General features: G+C 42.7%; 19 protein-coding genes. 7 read left to right on the top strand and 12 right to left on the bottom strand.

Annotated features, from left to right (window positions below):
- Position 1 precedes the first annotated feature (1 nt).
- Together N6H18_RS11800 and N6H18_RS11795 are read right to left on the bottom strand one after the other, a co-directional pair.
- Positions 2-409: an EVE domain-containing protein gene (locus N6H18_RS11800; protein WP_262308477.1), complete on the bottom strand. Its 408-nt coding sequence runs from the start codon at positions 407-409 to the stop codon at positions 2-4.
- A gap of 82 nt (positions 410-491) precedes the next feature.
- A complete protein-coding gene (locus N6H18_RS11795; RefSeq protein ID WP_262308476.1) occupies positions 492-1,724 on the bottom strand; it encodes a M16 family metallopeptidase in 1,233 nt (410 codons plus the stop codon).
- A gap of 146 nt (positions 1,725-1,870) precedes the next feature.
- Between N6H18_RS11795 and N6H18_RS11790 the strand changes: the two genes are divergently transcribed.
- A complete protein-coding gene (locus N6H18_RS11790; RefSeq protein ID WP_262308475.1) occupies positions 1,871-3,160 on the top strand; it encodes an aminopeptidase P family protein in 1,290 nt (429 codons plus the stop codon).
- Between the two features lie 145 nt (positions 3,161-3,305).
- Here the strand turns inward: N6H18_RS11790 and fabD are convergent, their stop codons facing one another.
- The 3 genes from fabD to N6H18_RS11775 are packed head-to-tail and all read right to left on the bottom strand — an operon-like array spanning position 3,306 to position 7,514.
- Positions 3,306-4,175 (bottom strand): ACP S-malonyltransferase, encoded by an 870-nt coding sequence (gene fabD, locus N6H18_RS11785; RefSeq protein WP_262308474.1) that lies wholly within the window; start codon positions 4,173-4,175, stop codon positions 3,306-3,308.
- A gap of 43 nt (positions 4,176-4,218) precedes the next feature.
- On the bottom strand, positions 4,219-4,641 hold the full coding sequence (locus tag N6H18_RS11780; RefSeq protein WP_262308473.1) for a thiol-disulfide oxidoreductase DCC family protein: 423 nt from the start codon (positions 4,639-4,641) through the stop codon (positions 4,219-4,221).
- Positions 4,620-7,514, bottom strand: coding sequence for a gliding motility-associated C-terminal domain-containing protein (locus N6H18_RS11775; RefSeq protein ID WP_262308472.1), 2,895 nt, complete (start codon positions 7,512-7,514; stop codon positions 4,620-4,622). Before N6H18_RS11775 ends, N6H18_RS11780 begins: the two co-directional genes overlap by 22 nt.
- Positions 7,515-7,807: 293 nt before the next feature.
- On the opposite strand from N6H18_RS11775, the gene N6H18_RS11770 reads away from it, so the two are divergent.
- From N6H18_RS11770 to N6H18_RS11755, 4 genes are all read left to right on the top strand, one after another.
- Complete coding sequence (locus N6H18_RS11770) at positions 7,808-8,488, top strand: succinate dehydrogenase cytochrome b subunit (protein ID WP_262308471.1); 681 nt, start codon at positions 7,808-7,810, stop codon at positions 8,486-8,488.
- A 33-nt stretch (positions 8,489-8,521) separates the two neighbouring features.
- Positions 8,522-10,444, top strand: a complete 1,923-nt coding sequence (locus N6H18_RS11765; protein ID WP_262308470.1) for a fumarate reductase/succinate dehydrogenase flavoprotein subunit — start codon at positions 8,522-8,524, stop codon at positions 10,442-10,444.
- A gap of 8 nt (positions 10,445-10,452) precedes the next feature.
- Positions 10,453-11,205, top strand: a complete 753-nt coding sequence (locus N6H18_RS11760) for a succinate dehydrogenase/fumarate reductase iron-sulfur subunit (protein WP_262308469.1) — start codon at positions 10,453-10,455, stop codon at positions 11,203-11,205.
- Positions 11,206-11,683: 478 nt separating this feature from the next.
- On the top strand, positions 11,684-11,983 hold the full coding sequence (locus N6H18_RS11755) for a hypothetical protein (RefSeq protein ID WP_262308468.1): 300 nt from the start codon (positions 11,684-11,686) through the stop codon (positions 11,981-11,983).
- A gap of 4 nt (positions 11,984-11,987) precedes the next feature.
- On the opposite strand, the gene N6H18_RS11750 is transcribed toward N6H18_RS11755, so the two are convergent.
- Positions 11,988-12,143 carry a hypothetical protein gene (locus N6H18_RS11750; RefSeq protein WP_262308467.1) on the bottom strand — a complete coding sequence of 52 codons (156 nt, stop codon included), beginning with the start codon at positions 12,141-12,143 and terminating at the stop codon, positions 11,988-11,990.
- A 44-nt stretch (positions 12,144-12,187) separates the two neighbouring features.
- Here N6H18_RS11750 and dnaE point away from each other — a divergent pair, with 44 nt between their 5' ends.
- Positions 12,188-16,465 carry a DNA polymerase III subunit alpha gene (gene dnaE, locus N6H18_RS11745; protein ID WP_262308466.1) on the top strand — a complete coding sequence of 1,426 codons (4,278 nt, stop codon included), beginning with the start codon at positions 12,188-12,190 and terminating at the stop codon, positions 16,463-16,465.
- Positions 16,466-16,879: 414 nt separating this feature from the next.
- On the opposite strand, the gene N6H18_RS11740 is transcribed toward dnaE, so the two are convergent.
- From N6H18_RS11740 to N6H18_RS11730, 3 genes are all read right to left on the bottom strand, one after another.
- Positions 16,880-17,677, bottom strand: a complete 798-nt coding sequence (locus tag N6H18_RS11740; protein WP_262308465.1) for a DJ-1/PfpI family protein — start codon at positions 17,675-17,677, stop codon at positions 16,880-16,882.
- A gap of 7 nt (positions 17,678-17,684) precedes the next feature.
- A complete protein-coding gene (locus tag N6H18_RS11735) occupies positions 17,685-18,188 on the bottom strand; it encodes a RidA family protein (protein ID WP_262308464.1) in 504 nt (167 codons plus the stop codon).
- Between the two features lie 72 nt (positions 18,189-18,260).
- Positions 18,261-18,836: a Crp/Fnr family transcriptional regulator gene (locus N6H18_RS11730; protein WP_262308463.1), complete on the bottom strand. Its 576-nt coding sequence runs from the start codon at positions 18,834-18,836 to the stop codon at positions 18,261-18,263.
- 573 nt (positions 18,837-19,409) lie between these two features.
- On the opposite strand from N6H18_RS11730, the gene N6H18_RS11725 reads away from it, so the two are divergent.
- Entirely contained in the window at positions 19,410-20,015 is a 606-nt protein-coding gene (locus N6H18_RS11725; protein WP_262308462.1) for a thioredoxin family protein, read from the top strand.
- Positions 20,016-20,255: 240 nt separating this feature from the next.
- On the opposite strand, the gene N6H18_RS11720 is transcribed toward N6H18_RS11725, so the two are convergent.
- The 3 genes from N6H18_RS11720 to N6H18_RS18650 all read right to left on the bottom strand — a co-directional run bounded on the left by N6H18_RS11720 (position 20,256) and on the right by N6H18_RS18650 (position 24,382).
- Positions 20,256-21,839, bottom strand: a complete 1,584-nt coding sequence (locus tag N6H18_RS11720) for a DUF1254 domain-containing protein (RefSeq protein ID WP_262308461.1) — start codon at positions 21,837-21,839, stop codon at positions 20,256-20,258.
- A gap of 346 nt (positions 21,840-22,185) precedes the next feature.
- On the bottom strand, positions 22,186-24,066 hold the full coding sequence (locus N6H18_RS11715) for an FdhF/YdeP family oxidoreductase (protein WP_316044807.1): 1,881 nt from the start codon (positions 24,064-24,066) through the stop codon (positions 22,186-22,188).
- Entirely contained in the window at positions 24,002-24,382 is a 381-nt protein-coding gene (locus tag N6H18_RS18650; RefSeq protein WP_316044806.1) for a hypothetical protein, read from the bottom strand. The genes N6H18_RS11715 and N6H18_RS18650 overlap by 65 nt, the downstream gene beginning before the upstream one ends.
- Positions 24,383-24,446: the final 64 nt, after the last annotated feature.

Here is a 24,446-nt window from a genome sequence, read left to right as displayed (position 1 = left end):
ATTATTGAGCGGACAATTCTAAAATTATCTTGAACTCTTGCTCGGTCACGGGCTGAACCGAAAGTCGAGAGTTATTGACGAGCACCATGTTGGTCAATCTAGAATCCGCTTTGACCACATCCAATGTAACTGGGTTTGTCAGTTTTCGCTCTGGAGCCAAATCCACCACTACCCAACGATCATCATCTGTGGTGGGATCAGGATAATGCTCCTTTACTATTTTTGCAATACCAACAATTGACTTTTCATTCACACTATGATAAAACAAAGCCAAATCATCGGCTTTCATTTCCATCATGTGTTTGCGTGCCGCATAATTTCTTACACCATCCCAATGATCCCTTCCTTTGTTGACCAAATCATCCCATGAAAAAGTGTTGGGTTCAGTCTTCATCAACCAGTAATTCATAGCAGGTAATATTTTGTAATTCGTCTATGTCTTAAGTTGCAAAAAAAACATGAGATAGAAAAATGAATCTCAGACAAGTAGGCTATTTGTTAGGAATGTAAGTGAGCAGGCACATATTATCCATATCCAACACCTCGATGGCCAATTGCTGCAACTGCTCAGCGGTGACCTCATCGATTCTTTCAAATACAGACTCCAAAGATTCAATTTTATCATAATTCAAGATGCTCTTTGCCATCATCAACATGTAATTCTGATTGTTCTCTTCTGAGATCGCCAATTGTCCTTTGATTTGATCCTTGGCAGTTTGCAGTTGTCTTATAGTCATTTGACCCGCCTTTAGTTTGTCAAATTCCTTGACCACTGCATCCAGTGATTTCTTGATTTTCTTTGGTTCTGTGGCGTAAAACAATGAGAACAAACCTGTATCCGAAAAAGCATGATAGTTACTTTCTACATGATAGACTAAACCCAGTTTTTCTCTGAGTGAAAGGTTCAATTTGGATGTCATACTGTTGCCTCCCAACACATTGTTGAGCACAAAGAATGGCACTCTCTGCTCAGAATGAATGTCAAATGCCCGTGTACCAATCCCCACATGAGCCTGCAAAATATCCTTTGACTCAGTCAATCGAGCTGGTGCATAGCCATTGACTGATGTACGTTTCCTTTCTTTCTCTATTTTGGGTACTTGTGACAAATAGCGGTTGACGGATTTCAACAGTTGATTCATTGAGTAATTCCCCATAGACGCCAAAACTACACGTGATGTATCCAGGTTTGCTCCCAGAAAAGAATGAAAGTCTTGAGTGGTGAATCCACTCACACTTTCATTGGTACCTAGAATATTCTCACCCAATGCGTGGCCCTTAAATACCTGGCTATCCAGCTGATCTTGAATAGCATCTTCTGGATCATCGAGGTACATTGACATCTCTTCCAATATCACCTGCCTTTCCTTGATGATTTGCTGCTCTGGAAACACCGAGTTGAAAGTAATATCAGTCAACAACTCAACAGACTTGTCTAAATGCTTGTCCAAAATGGTCGCATAAAAGCATATTTTCTCCTTAGTCGTATAAGCATTCAATTCTCCACCCAAAGATTCTAAACGATTGATGATATGATAGGCCTTTCGCTTTTTGGTACCTTTGAAAGCCATGTGCTCCCAAAAGTGTGCTATACCTTGCTGCCCTTCTTTTTCGTCACGGCTCCCTATATCGAGCATGATCGCACAGTGCGACACCTTAGTATGAGGCACCTGCTTGTGCACTACTCTTATTTTATTGGGCAATTCTACGAGTTCGTATTCCACGCTTGATCCATTATTTAAGTCGGCAAAATTAGCTAAAAATAGTCTCCCGTGACCGATTCGACAGAGACATCATTAAAATCATTTTAGCTATCAAATCATTCGATTTCAATTTACTTTTACCTTTGACAACAAACGACAATCAAAAGATGAAATACCACCCCATAAACAAGGAGCTGTTTTTGAAAAACAGGGCTAAGTTCGGCAAAAGACTAAAACCAAATTCGGTTGCTGTATTGAACTCCAGTGATATCATGCCCACTTCGGCAGATGGCACTTTGCCGTTCAAACAAGACGCTAATCTGATCTATTTATCTGGGATCGACCAAGAAGAATCTATTCTATTGATTGCTCCGGACTTCCCAAATGAATCCATGAGAGAAATTCTCTTTCTGAGAAGAACCAATGAAGAAATTGCAATTTGGGAAGGACACAAATACACCCAAGAAGAAGCACAAGAAGCTTCTGGTATAAAAAATATAATGTGGCTGGAATCATTCGAATCCGTCTTCAACACTATACTGGCAGAGACTGAATACATCTATCTGGACAGCAATGAACACATCAGAAATGCATCTGTGGTCGAGACAAGAACCGAGCGATTCAACAAGTGGTGTCAGACCGTTTACAAACTCCACAAATATGAACGCATTGCCCCTATTTTGACAGACCTCAGATGCATCAAAGAGCCAGAAGAAATCAAGCAACTGCAACACGCCTGTGATATCACAGAAAAAGGCTTTAGACGAATACTAGAGTTTACCAAACCAGGTGTCTGGGAATATGAACTGGAGGCAGAATTCATCTATGAATTTCTGCGCAACCGAGCCACAGGGTTTGGCTATCAGCCCATCATTGCTTCGGGCGCCAACTCTTGTGTATTGCACTACATAGAGAACAACAAACAATGCCAAGACGATGATTTGATCCTATTCGATGTAGGGGCTGAGTACGCCAATTACAATGCCGACATGACTAGAACCATTCCAGTCAATGGCAAATTTACCAAACGCCAAAAGGACGTGTACAATGCAGTACTAAGAGTGAAAAATGCCGCCACCGAAATGCTAACCCCTGGCAATGCCATCCCAGAATACCACAAAGAAGTTGGCAAAATCATGGAAGGTGAACTGCTTGCGTTAGGTTTGCTTAGAAAATCAGATATCGAAAAACAAGACCCAAATAATCCAGCATACAAGAGGTATTTCATGCACGGCACGTCGCATCATTTAGGAATCAATGTCCATGATGTAGCCAGCATCTACAAAAAATTTGAACCAGGCATGGTACTGACAGTAGAACCAGGCATATATATCAGAGAAGAAGGAATTGGTATCAGACTAGAAGACAACATTGTCATCACTGAAAAGGGGCACATCAATTTGATGAGAAACATTCCTATTCACGCCGATGAGATTGAAAGTCTGATGAATAAGTAGCACGCTAAACGCTGTACGCTTTGAAAATCATGGATTGCGCTAGTTCCGCTGCAACGCGTATAAAGTACAAAGACAAAAAAAGGTGACTCAACTGAATCACCTTTTTTTGTCTTAAATCTTGAGTCTAAAAGTCTTGAACCTCTAATCAAAGGCTGCTTACCTCAGCTTCTTTGTGTATTTTCTTAACTAACCCTTGCAATACTTTGCCTGGTCCACACTCTATAAAATCAAGAGCACCATCAGCGACCATTTGTTGTACTGACTGTGTCCATCGTACTGGAGCGGTCAATTGCAAAATTAAGTTCTTCTTGATTTCGGCCACATCACTGTGCGCTTGAGCGTCAAAATTTTGGTAGACTGGGCAGATCGGATTGCTAAAATTGGTTGCCTCGATAGCTGCTGCCAATTCTTCTCTGGCTGGCTCCATCAATGGGCTATGAAATGCACCTCCTACTGGCAATGGCAAAGCACGTTTTGCACCTGCTTCTTTCATTTTTTCACAAGCAATGGCAATTCCTTCGTTGGTTCCAGAAATCACCAGCTGACTAGGGCAATTGTAGTTGGCTGCCACTACTCCATTCACTGTAGCGCAAATTTCTTCCACTATATGATCATCTAATCCTAGTATGGCAGCCATGGTTGAGGGGTTCATTTCACACGCCCTTTGCATCGCAAGTGCACGTTGGGAAACCAACTTCAAAGCATCTTCAAATCCCAAAGTCTTGTTGGCCACCAAAGCAGAGAATTCACCCAATGAATGACCAGCAACCATATCAGGGTGAAAACTATCCTGCACCAATGCAGATACTACAGAATGAATAAATACTGCAGGTTGAGTTACTTTCGTTTCCTTTAGCTCTTCTGCAGAACCTTCAAACATAATTTTGGCAATGTCAAATCCAAGTATCTCATTCGCTTGATCAAAGTATGCTTTTGCTTGAGCAGAACTATCGTACAAGTCCTTGCCCATTCCTGTAAATTGAGCGCCTTGCCCAGGGAATACGTATGCTTTCATTTACCTTTTTTAAATTTCAAAGCGCAAACTTACAGCAATTCCTTCATTCTAAAAACCTCTCCTTGTGATTGCGTGGGGGGAGCATGCAGGCATCAGTCATCCCAAACCACTTGTAGCGATTGCGAGCGATGATGTTGTAAACAAAGTCTGAAATAAATAAAGGAACAATCCAAAAGACTTGCAACCATGACCAAGGCCTTTTCAGGAATTTCGAAATGTAGAGTGCGGCCCTGGATTTGGAGGCCAACTTCCCATTGGATAAGAATAGAATACCATCCGTATAATCCTTGGGATAACCAAAATGAGTCAATATCCTTACTCCTAAATCAGATTGAAGAGGCGTGAATTTCAGTTGATCATTTTTCTCATGCTCCAATACAAAACTCACTGAGCTGTTACAAAACTTACATACCCCATCATAGAGGAGCACATCATTCAGCTCTTCTACCTCAAGATATTCACCCATCCTTTGTATTTCTTCTTTTGATCTTTGGGATTTAGCAAATCATAGATGACTTCCAAACTATAGTAATACACTCCAGATTCGAGCTGTGTGCCGTTATCAGATTTGCCATCCCAATTGATCAAGATCGCATTGCCCTCTTCTCCTATGTTTTCTATTTGATCTGCAGAATTGTATGTAAACAAAGTGCCGCCTGTTCTATCAAACACGGTAAACGTAACCTCCAACACAAACCTTGGACAATCTGCATTGTTGAATCCAGGGATACCGGTACCGCCGCCTTCAGTGCCTCCTCCTATCTGATTGTAAAATGGTGTAAAAAAATCATTCTTACCATCCCCATTGGGTGTGAAAGCATTTGGCATCTTGATGAATGGACAATTGTCATGACATATTCTTTCAGATCGCTCGCTTTCATTTCCAGAACGATCTACGGAGGTGATTTGATAACACCCTTTGAACGAACTAAGTCCATCGTGTAAGAATTGAGTCCCTTGGACATTTTCTAACAATGGCAATTCACCATCTATATCTTCATCCGAAAAGTAGATATTATAGCTACTGATGTCATTGTCGCATTGTGAATCGCCGTTCTCTTCCCATTCTAACAAGTTGGAATAGTCATTGAAATCACAACCTCTCGTAGACAGGAATACACTGCAGTCAAAGGTATCATCAAACCTAAAATTAACCACACCACATGGTGGAATGGTATCATTGGGTTGAGCAGACAGTATTTGGGACTTATTCAACAAAGGATCGTAGGGTTTAAATACTGGATTGCCATAGCTACCCTTGGTTTCTACGTAATATCTGTAAATGATTTCGTCATTGAGTTCCACTCCATTGTGTGACCCATCATCTACATACCTAAATCCAGACTCTGTCACTTTTGCGGAATCAATTAAATACAAATCATCAGGAAAAAATTCGTCCACATTATCCCTGTACACGCGGTGATATGGTAACGAGTCCATGACATTGGACCAAGGAACCAAAGCCTCCCAGCTAAGTGTAATTGTCTTCACGTCTGATAAAGCATCCAACCAAACTGATGAGGCTGGAAAAGAAGAATCAATGTAACTACCGCTATTATCATAGACATATACCAAGTAATGGTAAGGCTTACTATCCGTATCCAATCCAGTATCGGTGATGTCCAAAGCAGTTTGTTTGAGTGAAATGGTATCTCCATTGATTTGACCAGAAAGCCCTTCAAATCGTACCACATCATAAGTATAAGGCCCAGGAAATAGAACTGGATCCAAATCAAACGGCTCTTCCCAACGCACATAAATTTGACCAGCGACCTTGTCAGTAGCCACTACATCTACATTAAGGACGACAGGAGCCACCACGTCTATTTGTGCGCATGCCTCATCCGACGCATAACTCTCCCCTCCAGCTGGATCTGGAAATTTCGCCACGATACGGTAGCAGTACAGTGCCCCAGGCGCCAAGCCCATACCTTCATTGTCATCGATATAATTGGTAATTTGCTCTCCCGCCAAAGTGCTATTGTTCACCAAATCAATCAACTCATAGCCTGCGTTGGCAGGCATGCCCACCACACAATCTTCTGCGGTAAAATCAAAACTATCCACCCTTCTCCAAATCTCAATTTTATCGGCATTGCCACAGGTGTATTTATCCCAATTGAGCTCTACCCTACGTCCTGACAGCTTGGTAGCTGTCAAACCCGTGGGTGCTGGTGCTACCACGCGTATCAACCAAGTTTTGAAATCCACCAATTTAGCACCAATTGGGGGCTGATCTTTGGCCTTGAGTTGAATTTCATAGGGGCGCTCTCTGACATGAGCACAGTCAGTCTGCCATGTAAATTGCAGATTGGCAGGAACTGGCTGGGACACTGGAGGGCTCGGTTCATAAGTCGCCGGATTGATAGTCATTTCGAAAGGACCTCCAAAGGCCTCAAATATCACTGGATCACCATCTGGATCAGTAGCTACCAATGTCTCTGTGATCAATGTACCTGCTTCGACACACAACTCCATCGGCTGTACAATCTCTGGCGGATTGTTTTCCGTCTCTTCTATGATGATCTGCATGTCTCTGGTAACATAGCCCAGGCTGTACGCTTTGCCTTCCAAAATCCTCCATTCTTTCACAATAAAAGCAATGTTGTACTCCCCCATCAAGCCAGGTGCATCCCATACCAAATCGCCATTGATAGAATCTATTTTAAAAATTGGAGGGCCATCTCCTTCTTGATTTCCTTCTAGGTAATTGGTATAAAAACCAGGGTCATTGGGATCTTTGTAATCATTGACATTTCTGTCTATGAACTGTTGAGGGATTGTCATGTGGTACGAAAGGCTATCGCCATCTGGATCATAGGCACCAGGATTGTGCAAGAATGTAGCCCCAACGGCTCCTTTATCCACAGGCGGTACAAGAAATACGGGAGTATTGTTGATGCCAAACAGTGGATCTATCAACATTTCAGTTTCAATGTAAAACGGCGTATCTACCGAATTGGACATATTCACCACACCGGCATTTCTATTTTGCTCGTCGTAGCGAATCACATACCTACCTGGTCCTTGGAAAGTATGGATGATCGTGAAAATATTGTAGGCAACCTCGTCTTCCAGCAAGATCGTCTGGTTGCTCTCTGCGTTTTCACCAAGATTGACCGATACACCATCGCCAAAATCAATATTTCCACTCCCGAATATCACAGTAGACCCTGTATCTGTATAGCCTATGACAGAAAAACGATAGGTCAACGTAGAGGTAGAGATTCGCTGAGCAATAATCTCTCCTGCCCGAATATGGGTAGCCCACGAAGCTTGACTCACCAACAAGAGCAACGCCAATACACTGAAGATTTTGATTCTAAGAAGATTGATCATTCCATACTGCTTTAAACAAAACATAACAAAATAGATCAAAATGACCTCTTTTGCCATATTTATACAAGTCAACACCAAATATAAACCGATTGCGTGAGTCGCATTTCAGATCGGACATTATTTTCAGTATTTGTCAAGAAGTTTAACTTTTACTAAATGTACCTTCTTGAAGTAGAATGTTTTATGACAAATCACACTATTTATACACAGTATAAATACTTGTTGTCATTGTCAGATTAGCCTTGCGAATATATCTTTACGAAAATTTATTCTACTTATTCAAAAACTAAATCATGAGTTGGTTTACACAATCGATTTCTAGCACGATAGGCAAAAAATTGCTCATGTCGCTGACTGGATTATTTCTAATTCTATTTCTGGTGATTCACTTGGCCGGAAATCTTCAGTTGCTCAAAGGTGACGAGGGTCAAGCATTCAATATGTATGCGTACAACATGGCTCATAACCCTTTGATCAAAGCAGTTTCTTATGGCAACTTCTTGTTTATCCTGATCCACATCATCGACGGGATCATCTTGACTAGACAAAACAGAGCCGCAAGAAAAGTCAGGTACGCGGTACCTACCAAGGATTCTAAAAGTAGCTGGGCTTCTAAAAACATGGCTCTACTAGGGATCATTATTCTTATCTTCATCATCGCACATTTGAAAGGATTCTGGTACCAATTCAAAAATGGCTCTCTCTCCGATGTAGTCTATGATGGCGTAAGCTATCCCAACGGATATGAGGTAGTCGCTTATGCTTTTTCTCAACCGCTGTATGTGGCGTTTTATGTGATCTGCATGATCTTCTTAGGATTCCACTTGTCACATGGTTTTTCTAGTGCTTTCCAGACTTTGGGTTTGAATCACAAGAAATACACTCCTTTCATCAAAAAACTAGGTCTACTCTACTCTATCTTGGTAGCTGCTGGGTTCGCAATCATTCCGATTGTCATGTTCCTGAGAGGATAATATAAAGAATTAGAAAATTTAGAAATTAAAGAAATGGCTTTAGATTCAAAAATACCTGAGGGACCGTTGGCACAAAAGTGGACTAACCACAAGTTCAAGAGCAAACTGGTCAACCCAGCGAATAAAAGAAAATACGACATCATCGTAGTGGGTACTGGACTAGCAGGCGCATCAGCTGCTGCATCGTTTGGTGAACTTGGCTACAATGTCAAATCGTTTTGTTTCCAAGACAGCCCGCGTAGAGCGCACAGTATCGCGGCACAAGGTGGAATCAACGCAGCAAAAAATTATCAGAACGATGGCGACTCAGTTTTCCGTCTCTTCTATGATACCATCAAAGGCGGTGACTACAGAGGTAGAGAAGCCAACATCCACAGACTCGCAGAAGTATCGGTCGACATCATCGACCAGTGTGTGGCACAAGGTGTACCTTTCGCCAGAGAATATGGAGGATTGCTAGACAACAGATCATTTGGTGGAGCACAAGTATCACGTACATTCTATGCCAGAGGCCAAACTGGACAGCAATTGCTTTTGGGAGCCTACTCTGCACTCAGCAGACAAGTAGCTACTGGTAAGGTGAAGCTGTACGCCAGAACTGAAATGCTAGACGTAGTGATCGTCAATGGTCAAGCAAGAGGTATCGTCACCAGAAATCTAATCACTGGCGAAATCGAATCACACTCAGCACACGCCGTAGTATTGGCAACAGGCGGATACGGTAACGTATTCTTCCTATCTACCAATGCGATGGGATCGAATGTAACTGCTGCATGGAGAGCACACAAAAAAGGTGCATTCTTCGGCAACCCATGTTACACACAGATTCACCCGACTTGTATCCCAGTATCAGGTGATCACCAGTCCAAATTGACATTGATGTCAGAGTCATTGAGAAATGATGGGCGAATCTGGGTGCCTAAAGTAGCTGTCAAAGGATTGAAAGCCGCTGATGCCGCCAAGATTGCTGAAGCAGACAGAGATTACTACTTGGAAAGAAAATACCCCGCATTTGGTAACCTCGTCCCTAGAGACGTGGCTTCTAGAAACGCCAAACAAATGTGTGATGCAGGTTTGGGTGTAGGCAATACTGGCCTGGCTGTATTCTTGGATTTTGCGGATGCGATCAAAAGAGACGGACTAGAAACTATTAAAGGAAAGTACGGCAACTTGTTTGACATGTATCAGCAGATCACAGGAGACAATCCATACGAGATGCCAATGATGATCTATCCAGCGGTGCACTATACCATGGGTGGACTGTGGGTGGATTACAACTTGATGACAACTGTGCCAGGATTGTATGCCGCAGGTGAAGCCAACTTCTCTGATCACGGTGCAAACAGACTGGGTGCTAGTGCCTTGATGCAAGGTTTGGCAGATGGATACTTCGTATTGCCATATACAATTGGTGATTATTTGGCGAATGTACCTTATGACAAAATCCCAACGGATCACGAAGAATTCCAGAAAGCTGAAAAAGCAGTCAAAGACAGGATTCAAAAACTACTCAGTATCAAGGGCAGCAAAACGGTAGATGACTTCCACAAGGAACTAGGACATATCATGTGGGAATACTGCGGTATGGCTAGAAACGAGGAAGGCCTCAAAACTGCCAAAGCTAAAATCAAAGCTCTGAAAGCTGAATTCTGGACTAATGTCAAGGTACTCGGTGAAAACGAAGAGATGAACATGTCTCTAGAAAAAGCCAACAGAGTAGCTGACTTCATCGAACTAGGTGAACTCATGGTCGACGATGCACAAAACAGGAAAGAATCTTGTGGGGGCCACTTCAGAGAAGAATCTCAAACGCCAGAAGGAGAAGCACTCAGAATGGATGACGAGTATGCATACGTTGCAGCTTGGGAATACCTAGGAGAGGATTTGGAAGAGAAACTTCACCAAGAAAAATTAGAATTCGAAAATGTTAAATTGACACAACGTAGTTATAAATAAGAATTGACATGAATATTACATTAAAAGTATGGAGACAAAAAAACCCTGCTGATAAGGGTGGGTTTGAAACTTACAAAGTTTCTGATGTATCGCCGGACATGTCATTCCTAGAAATGCTTGACGTGTTAAACGAGAACCTTTCGAGAGAAGACAAAGACCCTGTACACTTCGATCACGATTGTAGAGAAGGAATTTGTGGCATGTGTTCACTATACATCAATGGCAAACCTCACGGACCTAAGGATGCAGTGACGACTTGCCAGTTGCACATGAGATCATTCAAAGACGGAGAGATCATCGTCATCGAACCTTGGAGAGCCTCTGCTTTCCCTGTCCAAAAGGATTTGGTGGTAGACCGTAGCTCTTTTGACAGAATCATCCAGGCAGGTGGATACGTCAACGTCAACACAGGCGGTGTACCAGATGCTAACATCATCCCAATACCAAAAACCATAGCCGATCAAGCCATGGATGCTGCACAGTGTATAGGTTGTGGTGCGTGTGTCGCTGCTTGTAAGAATGCTTCTGCGATGCTATTTACTGCGGCGAAGGTTTCTCAGCTAGCACTGCTACCACAGGGACAAGTAGAGAAGCAAACACGTGTGGAAAGAATGGTTGCACAGATGGAAGAAGAAGGTTTTGGTCACTGTACCAACACTGGCGCTTGTTCTGCAGTATGTCCAAAAGAAATCGGACAAGAGCACATTGCTAGAATGAACCGTGAGTTCTTAGGTGCAAAAGTCTCGTCTAACAACGTATAAGAAATAATTAATCATAAAAGCGAGACTGGATTTGAGTATTCAGTCTCGCTTTTTTATTTCAATCCTTCTCGAGCTTGCAGCTCGTGTCCACGCTGTACAGGATCAGTCTTAGCAAATTGAGCTAGTGACAGAGATTACTTGCTTCCTACAGTTTTCTATCATCTTAGAACCTAGGATTGCTGTTTCCTACAGTTTTCTACCTTCCGGAATCGTAGGATAGCCATTTCCTACAGTTTTCTATCTTCCTAGAGCCTAGGATAGCCGTTTCCTACAGTTTTCGACCTTCCAGAATCGTAGGACAGCCGTTTCCTGCAGTTTTCTATCAATCTGGTAGGTAAACCAGCTTACTCATTAAGTGAAACACTTAAAAATTGTCTTTTTATTGACTATTTTAACATATTACTGAACTTTTCTAATAGTTTAGCGACTCAATAATTTTCAACCGCGCTAAGCGCTTAACATTTTAACTAACCATTTTATGAAAAGTTTTTCAAAAACAGCTTTAATGATTGCTCTTCTAGGATCAGCAGTATTTGTGTCTTCTTGTAGCAAAGACGATGACGGGGGATCAAGTTGGACAGATGCTGAAATTGCTGAAGCAAACGCTTCTTGTGTTGCTGATGGAGATGACGAAGCTACTTGTGATTGTTTTATATCAAAAGTAAGTGACGAATTCAGCTATAAAGAATACAAAGAATTCACTGAAGATGAAGATGGAGCTGATGATGATGATGCAGCTAAACTATTCACTTTCTATTTTGCTTGTGCTGGTGAATAAAACATTATTGTAATTCATAAGAAAGAGCAGCTATATAGCTGCTCTTTCTATTTATCCATACCCCTCCTATTATTTCCTCTCCTGTGGAAAACTTCCCTTCTACCCTCTCCTTTCCGATTTCATAAATCACTACTTTTAAGGCCTGTTTCGCGCTTCCCAATCGGGAATTTCGAATCTTGAATTTTGAATCTCTAATTCACGCCCATGTACCTGATATTTGATACCGAGACCACTGGTTTACCCAAGAATTACAATGCTCCTTTGGAGGATTTGGACAACTGGCCTAGACTGGTGCAACTCGCTTGGCAACTCCATGCCAGTGACGGTTCTCTCATCAGAGCGCAAAACTTCATCGTCAAACCAGATGGCTATACCATCCCTTTCAATGCGCAGAAAGTCCATGGTATCTCAACAGAGCGTGCAGAAGCAGAAGGTCACGATCTCAACGAAGTACTGGATATATTCTCAGCAGATCTGCTCAAAACCCAATCTGTCGTAGGTCACAACGTAGAGTTTGACCTCAACATCGTCGGGGCAGAGTACCTGAGAAAAGAAAGAAACAACGACCTCTCTACAATCAAAGCCATAGACACCAAGGATGAATCCACAGACTATGTGGCTATCCCAGGTCGTGGTGGCAAGTTCAAATGGCCGACACTGACAGAACTACACACCAAGCTATTCGGGACGGGCTTTGCAGATGCTCACGATGCAGCATACGATGTAGACGCTACTGCCAAATGTTTCTTTGGTTTGATCACAGAGGGGATCATCCCACCACTGGATGGTAGAGACAGAAAGGAAGTTATCTATGAAGCTCCCAAATTAGATGCTGCCAACTTTGCTGTGGCAGAAGAAGTGACAGTAGAGACTCCTCCCAAAGGCACAACAGCTGATATCAAAGCCATGGAAGATGTCAGCTTCTCCCATCTACATGTACACTCGCAGTTCTCAGTACTGCAGGCGGTATCAGAGGTGCAATCCATTGTGGACACTGCCAAGGCCATGGATATGCCCGCGATTGCGCTGACGGATCATGGCAACATGATGGCAGCCTTTCATTTCGTACGAGCCGCTCACAAAGCTGAGATCAAACCTATCCTAGGCTGTGAATTCAACATTACAGACGACCGAAAATCAAAAAGCAAGCAAAACAACGGCTACCAGCAAGTACTGATCGCCAAGAACAAAGCTGGCTATCACAACTTAGCAAAAATGGCTTCCATTGCCTTCATCGAAGGTTTTTACTATGTACCTAGGATTGACAAAGAAGTATTGGTTCAGTACAAGAGTGACATCATTGCTACCACGGGTGGACTTTGGGGAGAGATTCCTTTTACCATCCTCAACTATGGCGTAGAACAAGCCGAAGAGGTTTTCATCTGGTACAAAGAGCAATTCGGTGAGGATTTTTATGTCGAACTCACACGTCACGGTGTAGAAGAAGAAAACATTGTGAATCAGGTTTTGCTGGACTTTGCCAAGAAGCATGGAGTAAAATATTTTGCCTCCAACAACACCTACTACACAGAAAAGAAGCAAGCCAATGCTCACGACATTCTGCTCTGTGTAAAGGACGGAGAGCAACAGAGCAAGCCCAAAATGTACATAGGCAAGCGTGGCAGAGAATACCGCTATGGCTTCCCCAATGACGAGTTTTACATCAAGTCCCAAGACGAAATGAAAAAACTCTTTGCGGATCTGCCTGAGGCCATCAGTACCACAGCAGAGATCGTAGAAAAAATCGAAAGCTATGCACTCGAACGAGACATCCTCCTCCCTGCCTATAGCATCCCAGAGGAGTTTCGAGACGAAAGAGACAAAGACGACCCTAAACTCAAACTAGGAGAAAACAACCTGCTGCGCCACCTCACCTACGAAGGAGCCAAAAAACGATATCCAGAAATCACTCCTGAGATCGAAGAGCGATTGGATTTTGAGCTAGAAGTCATCCGAAACACTGGCTACCCAGGGTACTTCCTGATTGTACAGGATTTTTGTCAGGCAGCCAGAGACATGGGCGTCTCTGTAGGTCCAGGTCGTGGATCAGCTGCTGGATCAGCTGTTGCCTATTGTACGGGGATCACCAATGTAGACCCGATCAAGTATGACCTACTTTTTGAGCGTTTCTTGAATCCAGAAAGGGTGTCCATGCCCGATATTGATATTGACTTTGATGACGAGGGTCGTCAGCGGGTCATCGACTATGTAATCAACAAATACGGAGCGAATCAGGTAGCTCAAATCATCACCTACGGTACGATGGCTGCCAAGTCTGCCATCCGAGACACAGCTCGGGTACTAGAACTAAACCTCTCCGAAGCAGACAAACTCGCCAAACTCGTCCCTGATATCAAACTTAAAAAGCTCTTTGGTTTTAGTGACAAAGAACTGGCAGATGCACTCAAAAACAACGCAGAAGCCATCACCCAAGCCAACGAACTCAAGAGAATCTTAGGCATAGGTGACAGTAGCGACGAGTCCAAAGTTTTGAACCAAGCCAGAGTCTTGGAAGGCTCTGTCCGAAACACGGGCATTCACGCCTGTGGAGTCATCATCACGCCTGACGACATCACCAAGTTCGTCCCAGTGGCACTTGCCAAAGACTCTGACATGTACTGTACCCAGTTTGACAACTCGGTCGTAGAAGATGCTGGCTTGCTCAAAATGGATTTTTTGGGTCTAAAAACTCTGACACTGATCAAAGATGCTTGTCGTCTGGTCAAACAAAGACATGGTTTGGATCTCGATCCAGACAACTTCCCTATTGATGATCAAAAGACCTATGAACTCTTCCAGCGCGGTGAAACGGTAGGGATATTCCAATACGAATCTCCTGGTATGCAGAAATACATGCGGGAACTGAAACCCACCGTATTTGCTGATTTGATTGCCATGAATGCACTCTATCGTCCGGGACCTATCGAGTACATCCCTTCATTTATCAAGCGTAAGCATGGAGATGAGGAGATTCAGTACGATTTGGCAGACATGCAAGAGTACCTAGAGGAGACTTACGGTATCACGGTCTATCAGGAGCAGGTCATGCGTTTGTCTCAGAAGCTCGCGGACTTCACCAAAGGTGAGGCCGATGTACTTCGTAAGGCGATGGGTAAGAAGCAAATGGCGGTTTTGGACAAAATGAAGCCAAAGTTCATTGAGCAGGCCTCTGCCAAAGGACATGATGCCAAGATACTGGAGAAAGTATGGAAAGATTGGGAAGCCTTTGCATCCTATGCCTTCAACAAATCACACTCGACCTGTTACGCTTGGGTGGCATACCAAACTGCCTACCTCAAGGCCAACTATCCTGCCGAATACATGGCGGCCGTACTGAGCAACAACATGAACGACATCAAGCAGGTCAGTTTCTTCATGGAAGAGTGCCAGCGCATGGGACTCGACGTATTGGGTCCTGATGTGAACGAATCCATCATGAAATTCAATGTCAACGAACAAGGACAGGTACGATTTGGACTCGCAGCAATGAAGGGTGCAGGTGATGCTGCTGTCAAAGCGCTGATCGAAGAGCGTGAAGCCAATGGCCCCTACTCCGACATCTTCAATCTAGCGACCCGTGTCAACCTGAGACAAGTCAACAAAAAGACCTTCGAAGTGATGGCACAGGCAGGTGCTTTTGACTGCTTCAAAGACTACCACAGGAGACAATACCTCGCTACCGATGATGGAGAAGCCAACCTCATCGAAAAAGTCATCAAATACGCCAACCGTATGGAGGCACAGGCATCTAGTGCACAGGCCTCACTCTTCGGTGGTGATACTGGTGTATCTGAGCCGATCCCTACGGTGGGCAATGTCGAGCGATTTAGCGATCTAGAGCAACTCCGATTGGAAAAAGAGGTCGTGGGACTCTATATCTCAGGTCATCCTTTGGATCAGTTCAGGTTTGAAATCGACAACTTCTGTAACACTGGATTAGGCGAACTCAACAATCTCGCTGAACTGCAAAAAAAAGGTCCCAATATCCGTCTTGCAGGTATGGTGACCGCCATCGCTCACAGACAAACCAAGAACGGAAAGCCCTTTGGAACACTGGAGATTCAAGATTATTCGGATACCTACACTTTTTTCTTGTTCTCCGATGACTATATCAAATTCAAAGAATTTTTTGAAGTAGGTTGGTTCCTCTACATCCAGGGAGCTGTCAAAATGAAGTGGCAGGGGCCAGACATGGAGTTTAAAATCAACACGATATCTCTACTGACTGATATCAGGGAGGAAAAAACCAAAGGCATCACGCTCAATGTCAGACTACAGGATATCTCAGAGACTTTTATTCAGGACATCTATGCCCTCACCACTGCACACGGTGGGGAAGGAATCCTCAAAGTCAACATCATAGATCCTGAAGACAACCTCAAGGTCAACCTAATGTCTCGCACCATCAAAATCAGTACCGATGACGAACTCTTGAAAAAGCTAGAAAAATATGATGCCATCCACTATGATGTGATCGTGTGATTGAAGGGCAAAAGACAGTGATCATTTTGGATCGAGATATAGCAAGAGTCAAGTACACATTACCATTTCCTGTGTGAGCATATCTGTATTGAAGATGATAAAGTGACTATTCAAATATCCCTGTCATAGTGAGCTTTTCGATCCATCAGACAGGCTGTCATCCCTATTGACAACAGGTTTTGCTGCATTGGTGTTTTCAAAACGCTGTGATCAAATTATATAAATTCTACTGGAAAAACTAAGTCAATTCTACTGCAGGAATATTCAAAATTTCAAGTACAAAAACAGAAAAACCTTCGATTCATATCACTAACCATGTGAGGTAAATCGAAGATTTTCTGGTGCTAGTAGAAACCACCACACGCAACTCCAACCATTACTACCCTGAAGAGATAGCTAATGTCACCTCACATATTAATTTTTTCTACCTAAATATTCTTCCAACGCCTTTAAATACAAAGCATTAAAAGAGCTGCTCGAAAATGGATTCTGACTTGTCACCAAGTTCCTGTCTTTTAATGCAAAGTTTGCTTTTGGTAAACCACTTCTATATTTCAGTCCTAGTTTCTTTAATTTTTTAGCTATTTTTCTATCACTTGGTCTGCCTTTCATTATAAATTTTTCAATAACAAATTCTTCCAAAGGTGAAACAGAATTAACTTTATACCCAATGTAGGGGTTCTCTTCTTCTGGCATGGTTAGAAGAAGGCTTGGTGCATGACATATTAGTCCTGTTGGTTTGTCTTTTGCCGCAAAATATTTTAACAACACAGGGATGTTTTTGTCTTGCTTCAAATCTATCATTAAACCCTGTCCTCCTGGAATAATTAAACCAATATAATCATCTTGATTTTCAATCGCTTTTTCAAGTGTAATTGGATTTCTAAAAGAACTGTCTTTGTTTATAAACTCTACAGCTTCTTTCTTCACTTCAAAAAGGTCTTCCCAATAGTTGTCATTAATGCTTTCTTCATCAATTGTTGACACCATTCCGTTTGGCGTGGCAAAATCAACAATATATCCATTTTCAGTAAGTGCTTTAAAAGCCAGGTAAAACTCATTCAAAAAAACACCTGTTTGTCGTAACTTTTGCCCCTTATTTAGTTCTAAAGTATCTGCCGCACTCATTACAAACAGTATTTTTTTGTTTTGTGCGGAAAGAGAAATGCTAGCCATCATAGTTAATGCGATAATTAAAATTATGCTTTTCATTATTAGATTATTTAGTAGCAATAATTTCAATTTCTATTAAGCAGTTTGGAGCAGTTGCGAGTAGTGGTAGCGGAACAATAGTGCTGGCAGGGAAATTTTCCACTCTCCATTCTTTAGATGCAACATCAATAAGAATTTGCTTTTTTTCCATTGTGAAATCTACGATATAAACAGTTTGTTTCACTACATCATTAATTGATAACCCTGAAGCTGCTAAGGCCGCCTTAACGTTGGAAACAGTTTTACTTACTTGTTCTTTAAAATCTTCTGAAACTAATTTACCGCTAGTATCTGAAGCCCATTGGCCTGAAAAATAATAAAGTGCTTTTCCCTCTGGGACTTTTACAATGTGTGAAAATCCATTTTGTTTTGGATTAAATAAATCTTTAGGATTGAGAAAGCTGATTTTTTGTTGTGTCATCGTAGTATTTCTTGGAGAGTTTAAATTTTCTTTTTCTGTACATGCTAATAATAATGTTAGCATACCGAGTGCTATTATTCTTCCTGTCATATTTTAATGTTTAAATTATTTGACAAAAAAAGTGCACATTCGGATTGTGTACATTTACATATGTAAAGAAAACTAGCTCTTACTATTTTGTTTTCTAATTCTGCTGAGTTGTGTTGGAGTTATACCAAGGTAGGAGGCAATATGGTATTGTGGAATCAGTTGTTCTAATTGAGGGTATTCTTTCTGAAAAATTGCGTACCGTTTATTCGCTTCTAATAATACAATTTCTACTTCGCGTTGCTCCTTGTTAACGAAATACCCTTCGGCAATCTTTCTTAAAAGTCTTTCTAAATCTTGATGTTTATCTAATAAATCAGTTAGCTTTTTATAGTTCCCTATCAGCAATTCACAATCTGTCAAAGCTTGTTGATTTATAGTATTGGGCAATTGAGTTACCAAAGAGGAATAGCCGCCGACCATATTGTTTTTTGTAAAGAAATGTTTATTGTATTCTACGCCTTCATGATTGCGATAAAAGGCTCTAATTACACCTTGTCTAAGGAACCCGAATTTTTTAGCAATTTTACCTCCCTCAATAAAGTATTCACCTTTTTTCAATGAATGTTCACTAAAAATATTTTTTACTACTTTCCAAGTGTCCTCTTGAATAGGTGAAATAGCATTAAAAAAATTGTATAGGTCTTCCATTTTTTCTCATCTGTTTTTGAATTTGAACAATGCTTAAAGCCAATTCTAAATCATTTCTTATTATTTTGACTCAGAGTAGATTGATTGCCAAAAATTTAACATTCTATTCAGGTGATTATATTTCCCAAGAATACTCCTTTCCTCCCATCGATACAAACATCCCAATTCTGAATATTAGATTTCAAGCTAATAAACACCCACATATTAGGAGCTAATCAGCTAGCTCAGAACGGTAAAATACATGTAAGTGTACTATCCTACGCCTACTGTGAGTGCGTGAACTGCTGCCGTTCCGGCTGTATTCGGGTACTCAACAGTGTGTTTCTCTCGGACTTATTTAGCAACTGCAGCAAGACAACATACCTGTACTTTTCTGCTTCTTTGATAGACAAGTCTGTCACAAAATGTAAGTAGGAGTGTATGAGATTTGTCCTTGAGAGGAAGTATCCCTACCCAACCATTATTATTAATATGCAGCTCCTACTTACTCCATCAACTATTCAATCTGTTTATGCCTCCCAATGGAACTAAGCTCAACAGAGGAGTGTTGTAAACAGAATTAAATAAATAATCGTGACCAAAGAAGAAACAATCCAAGCAGCAGTAGCCACTGCCTATACTTTCGAGGAGTATATCACTCTCATCGAGCAGCTACACACCGAGGAGAAAGCAACCAGTTTTCCTGACAATAAATCCTACTACGACTATTCTGTTTTAGGCTTGTCTCGCATGAAGCGCGTGTACAAAAAAGTTGAACTCAATTCTGAGATCATTGATAGAATAAAAGCCATCTCGTCTCCACAGCACTGGGTTTTGATCAGCGAATCTTGGTGTGGAGATGCCTCGCAGACCGTCCCTGTGATTGCTAAGATAGCAGAGCAAAATCCCAACATTACACTGCATATCGTACTACGAGACTCCAACCCTGAGCTTATGGCTTACTACAAAACCAACGGTGCTACGTCTATCCCTATCCTAGTGATACTGAACGAAAATTGGTCAGAGATCACCGTATGGGGCCCAAGACCAGCAGTTGCCCAACAAAAAGTCATGGAGTACAAAGCCATGCCCGAAGCGGAACGACCTGCCTACGAAGTGTTGTCCACAGAAATACAGAAATGGTACAATGCTGATAAAGGGCTATCTACGCAAAATGAAATAGCTATGCGACTGATCTAGTAATCTTTTAACAAAGTTAGTACTCTAAAATAGATAACCATTGACTTAGAGTTACTTAGCTGCACTGGTTTCTATTTTCGTGACTCCAGAACCGAGACTACATATCTCTATCATTTCTGCTTCTTTAATATACAAGTCACCCACAAGATATGAACGCTAGAGGAGTAATAGACCAGCAAGGAGATTACTACGAAGGAATCTCCTTGCTGGTGGCGAGGACTAGTACCTCGTCATTTAAGATCATTGGACCAGTTCGAAATCACCAGGTTGCCATGTTTTGTCAAACCAAGGTTGAAGTGGCCCATAGAGTCTAAACAATACGAAGAACCCTTTTCCATCTACAGACTGAAGCCAATTGGCCTCTTTTCCCTCGGGAGCGTGGTTCTTGGATCCAAAATACAAGGTAACAGACCCATCTTCATTCTCTACCAATGGGGTTCTTTGACTACTCACACTGGGAAGTGCCTGACTTGTTTGGAGCATAGAGCGTGTTTGTGGATCATACATGACTATAGACCAAAAATTCTTTGCGGGAACATTGGCAGGGATATTTAAGGTGTACTTTTTACTACCGTCTAGATAATTCCCTTTGGAATCCAAGACCCCTAGCGCATACTGAGAACCTAAGCCCACCATTTTGAGCACCATAGCAGGTGTGTTTACAGTCGCGACATAGAAAAAGCGTGTACGTGCATCCAAATAGCGTCCTCCCTTCCCTTCATTTTTCAACCATTCATAACTTCCACCTAGAAATCCAGATTCCCAATGTCCATTTTTAAAAATTGAAGCTTCTTCTTCACGAGTTCTAAATGAAATAGCTCTTGCAGTTGCGTTTCCAACTTTTACTGCATCTTCTAAGATTTCTTTCATTCTTTCATCCGGGTCAAAAGTCTTTCCCTTTTCTATACCAATACTTGCAAACAAGCCCCGAAGTTCTGGATCCAAAAACGATACTGGTTCGCGCTGAATGACATCATTCAATTCGTGGTAAAAGTCATAATTGTTGGCATGAATAGTATTAAAATCTTTGGTCGAAACATTGATAAACTCCATGTTTGGAGGATTGTCTTTATCTTTTAGAGGATAAACTTTTAGCCCATCACGATACATTTTAGATGACGTATCAGGTTTCCCCTCGACCAAAAACCCTCTTAAAATCAGCCAGTTGACATAGCTCGTTGATTTTGCTACAAAGTAGCCATCAGGTGTCTCTCCATCATAGTCTGGAGGTAAAATCAGGTACTTACCTCCTTGCCCTCTATCAGGCCCAGGAGCCCCCATATCAACCACAAACCTGAAATATGCGTCATTAACTGTACCAGGACCACAGCCTGCGGGTACTTCTACCACTACGGGTCCACTCTCGTGCAGATTCATAAAGGTTGAGGCATATACTGTACTGGTGTTACCTGTTAAGAACAAAGGATTTGAGTCTAGTAAATCATCGAAAATAGCTATCTGATTGGAATTATTGGCACCTGCATCTTGAAAGCCAAGCCGAAGACCTTCTATTGATGTGGCAGGGATTCCATTCAAGAATGTTTCGACCCCTCTCATAAAATCAAGGTTGTCATAGACTTTTTCTACAGTCGATTCTGAGGGGAGTCCATCAAAGAAATTTAACGACCCTATTCTGGTCTCAATGACATCAGATGTCAATATTTTTGTCGGTATTTCTGTGTTGTATTTATCTTTTATATGATCAATCAAACTAGTTTCTACTAATTTCTCCTCTGTTTGATTTTCTTGAGTGGTACGTTGACAGCCTATAGTTAAGATTGAAATAATGCTAACAGCGATTGGTAATTTGTGTTTTGGAATCATGAAAATTGCGTTTAGGTGATTAAGTTGTGATTTATTTTTTTAGGACAGGCCAAAATCACATACTACCACCTAAGGTAATCTACTTTATGTTTTGCTGACACATAAACACGCACAATATCCTGCCACTAAGCATGTTTTTTATTATTGATTCCACAAGAAGTTTTTACCATTCATCTATACTAACAGTGATGAGGTTTAAAACCCAGTTTAGACAGATCAATTAATAAATAGGTTCGTTTGACTGTTCATCAAGAAACTACAGGTAGATTATTGTAGGCGTAAAACTCCTAGTTGTACTTCGCGAAACGACAGAATCATCATAGACAAAAACTAGATATGCCAAAAATTAGCGCTTCACATCAATCCTTACCCTCACCGACTTGCTGATCGGCGTGTGGCTTTTGTCTGCGTATTGATCGTGAGGGATCAGCACATTGGTTTCTGGAAAGTAAGCCGCCAGATTGCCCCTAGGGATGTTGTAGGGGATAATGAGGAAGTTTTCTGCCTTGCGCTCAATCCCACCGTATCTACTGACTAAGTCTACTTTGTCAAACTTTTCTAATCCCATCATTTCAGCATCCTTGGCGTTGATCAGTACCACTCGGCGCTCGTTGTAGATGCCGCGGTAGCGATCGTCCATGCCATAGATCGTGGTGTTGAACTGATCATGTGATCGGATCGTCATCAATAGAAACTCATCTGCGGCCAAGTCGTGCTGTGGCAGTCCACACACGGTGAACTGTGCCTTGCCTCCTGGCAATTTGGATTCGTCCCACACACGTGTGTGGTTGGGCAGATCAAAACCTGCTTGCTGAGATCGCTTAGTGTAGTTGTCAAAACCGTCGAATACCTCTGATATTTTTTGACGCACCAGGTCGTAATCGGTACCTAGCTGCTGCCATGGAATCTTGGCATTCTCTCCAAAATAGGCTTGCGCCATGCGCGCCACGATCTCGGGCTCACTCATGAGCTGATCCGAGGCAGGCGCCAATCTCCCATGTGATTGATGAACCCTTCCCATGCTATTTTCTACCGTTACGAATCGGTCTTTTCCTGCTTTGTGGTCTTTCTCGGTACGTCCCAAAGTCGGCAATATCAACGCCGTCTTGCCAGTGATCAAATGGGTACGGTTGAGCTTGGTACTGATGGATACCGTCAAGTCGCATCGCTGCAAGGCCTCACCTGTATAGGCAGTATCAGATGCCGCCGATAGGAAGTTGCCCCCCAAAGCAATGAAGACCTTGGCACGTCCCTCGTGCATGGCTTGGATGGCATGCACCGTATCCAACCCTTCTTGATCAGGCGGGGTAAAGCCAAATACTCGTTCCAAGGAGGCATTGAGTTTGGGTGATACATGGTGCATGATGCCCACGGTTCGGTCTCCCTGTACGTTGCTGTGTCCACGGACGGGACAGGTGCCGCCTCCTTTGATGCCGAGGCTGCCTTTGAGCAGGAGTAGGTTGACGCATTCTTTGATATTTTCTACGCCGTTTTTGTGTTGGGTGAGTCCCATCGCCCAGCAGATGATGATTCGTTTACGCTGAGCGAGCAGCTCCACGGTTTCGTTGATTTTCACTTCAGAGATGCCGCATTGCGCCAAAAGCCTTGCTTCGTCTTGTCGCTTCAAATCTGCCAATAGCGCTTCTACTCCGTTTGTTTTTTGGTTGATGAATTCCCAATCAAAAACACCACTTTCACGCTCTTCTCGCTCGGCGAGTCGCTTCATGATGAGCTTGAGCAATGCCACATCCTGGTTGATTTTGACTTGTAGGTGAATGTCGGTGAGCTCAGTACCGCCCATGATGCCTTTGATCTCCTGCGGATTTTTGAAACGGATCAATCCCGCTTCTTCGAGCGGATTGATCGCAATGACTTTGCCGCCATGGCTTTTGCATTTCTCCAGCGCAGAGAGCATGCGCGGGTGATTGGTACCCGGGTTTTGACCGATGACCATGACCGCTTCTGCATCCCCAAAATCCTCCAATGTGACGGACCCCTTGCCGATCCCCAGGGTTTCGCCTAGAGCGATTCCACTCGACTCATGGCACATGTTGGAGCAGTCAGGCATGTTGTTGGTGCCAAAGGCGCGGATGAAGAGTCCATAGAGAAAAGCCGCTTCGTTGCTCGACCGACCCGAGGTATAAAAGATCGCTTCGTTAGGATCATCCAACGCCTGTAATTGCTTTCCAATCATAGCAAATGCCTCTTCCCAAGAAGATCTTTTCATAATGTTCGCTGCCTTCTCGCAGCACCATTGGGTGCGTGAGTCGACCGCTTTTGCCAATCTTGTAGTCCGTCCAATGTGACATCTCGGCTACCGTATGCTGTGCAAAAAAGTCAGGCGTCACCCGATGGGTAGTAGCCTCTTCGGCAATGGCCTTGACGCCATTTTCACAATACTCCCCGAGCGAAGAGCGCTTCTTGGGATCAGGCCAGGCACAGCCCGGGCAGTCAATACCTTCCTCCTGATTGAGCTTGGATAGGGTGGCAAAGGAGCGAGTGAGTCCCACTTCCTTCATGGCGTGATCGAGGGCCACTTTCACGGCGGGGATGCCTGCGGCGTATTGCTGTGGAGCTGTCAGCCGGAGGTCGCTGAGATTTTTGGGG

The organism is Reichenbachiella agarivorans (assembly GCF_025502585.1).
Classification (GTDB): Bacteria; Bacteroidota; Bacteroidia; order Cytophagales; family Cyclobacteriaceae; genus Reichenbachiella; species Reichenbachiella agarivorans.
Note: the sequence above shows the minus strand (reverse complement) of the source record. Positions and strands in the feature narration are given on the sequence as shown.

Excerpts from the sequence above, each read along its gene's own strand:
- N6H18_RS11800 (WP_262308477.1), bottom strand. The coding sequence starts at position 409 with ATGAATTACTGGTTGATGAAGACTGAACCCAACACTTTTTCATGGGAT.
- N6H18_RS11790 (WP_262308475.1), top strand. The coding sequence starts at position 1,871 with ATGAAATACCACCCCATAAACAAGGAGCTGTTTTTGAAAAACAGGGCT.
- fabD (WP_262308474.1), bottom strand. The coding sequence starts at position 4,175 with ATGAAAGCATACGTATTCCCTGGGCAAGGCGCTCAATTTACAGGAATG.
- N6H18_RS11780 (WP_262308473.1), bottom strand. The coding sequence starts at position 4,641 with ATGGGTGAATATCTTGAGGTAGAAGAGCTGAATGATGTGCTCCTCTAT.
- N6H18_RS11775 (WP_262308472.1), bottom strand. The coding sequence starts at position 7,514 with ATGATCAATCTTCTTAGAATCAAAATCTTCAGTGTATTGGCGTTGCTC.
- N6H18_RS11770 (WP_262308471.1), top strand. The coding sequence starts at position 7,808 with ATGAGTTGGTTTACACAATCGATTTCTAGCACGATAGGCAAAAAATTG.
- N6H18_RS11765 (WP_262308470.1), top strand. The coding sequence starts at position 8,522 with ATGGCTTTAGATTCAAAAATACCTGAGGGACCGTTGGCACAAAAGTGG.
- N6H18_RS11760 (WP_262308469.1), top strand. The coding sequence starts at position 10,453 with ATGAATATTACATTAAAAGTATGGAGACAAAAAAACCCTGCTGATAAG.
- N6H18_RS11755 (WP_262308468.1), top strand. The coding sequence starts at position 11,684 with ATGAAAAGTTTTTCAAAAACAGCTTTAATGATTGCTCTTCTAGGATCA.
- dnaE (WP_262308466.1), top strand. The coding sequence starts at position 12,188 with ATGTACCTGATATTTGATACCGAGACCACTGGTTTACCCAAGAATTAC.
- N6H18_RS11740 (WP_262308465.1), bottom strand. The coding sequence starts at position 17,677 with ATGAAAAGCATAATTTTAATTATCGCATTAACTATGATGGCTAGCATT.
- N6H18_RS11735 (WP_262308464.1), bottom strand. The coding sequence starts at position 18,188 with ATGACAGGAAGAATAATAGCACTCGGTATGCTAACATTATTATTAGCA.
- N6H18_RS11730 (WP_262308463.1), bottom strand. The coding sequence starts at position 18,836 with ATGGAAGACCTATACAATTTTTTTAATGCTATTTCACCTATTCAAGAG.
- N6H18_RS11720 (WP_262308461.1), bottom strand. The coding sequence starts at position 21,839 with ATGATTCCAAAACACAAATTACCAATCGCTGTTAGCATTATTTCAATC.
- N6H18_RS11715 (WP_316044807.1), bottom strand. The coding sequence starts at position 24,066 with ATGAAAAGATCTTCTTGGGAAGAGGCATTTGCTATGATTGGAAAGCAA.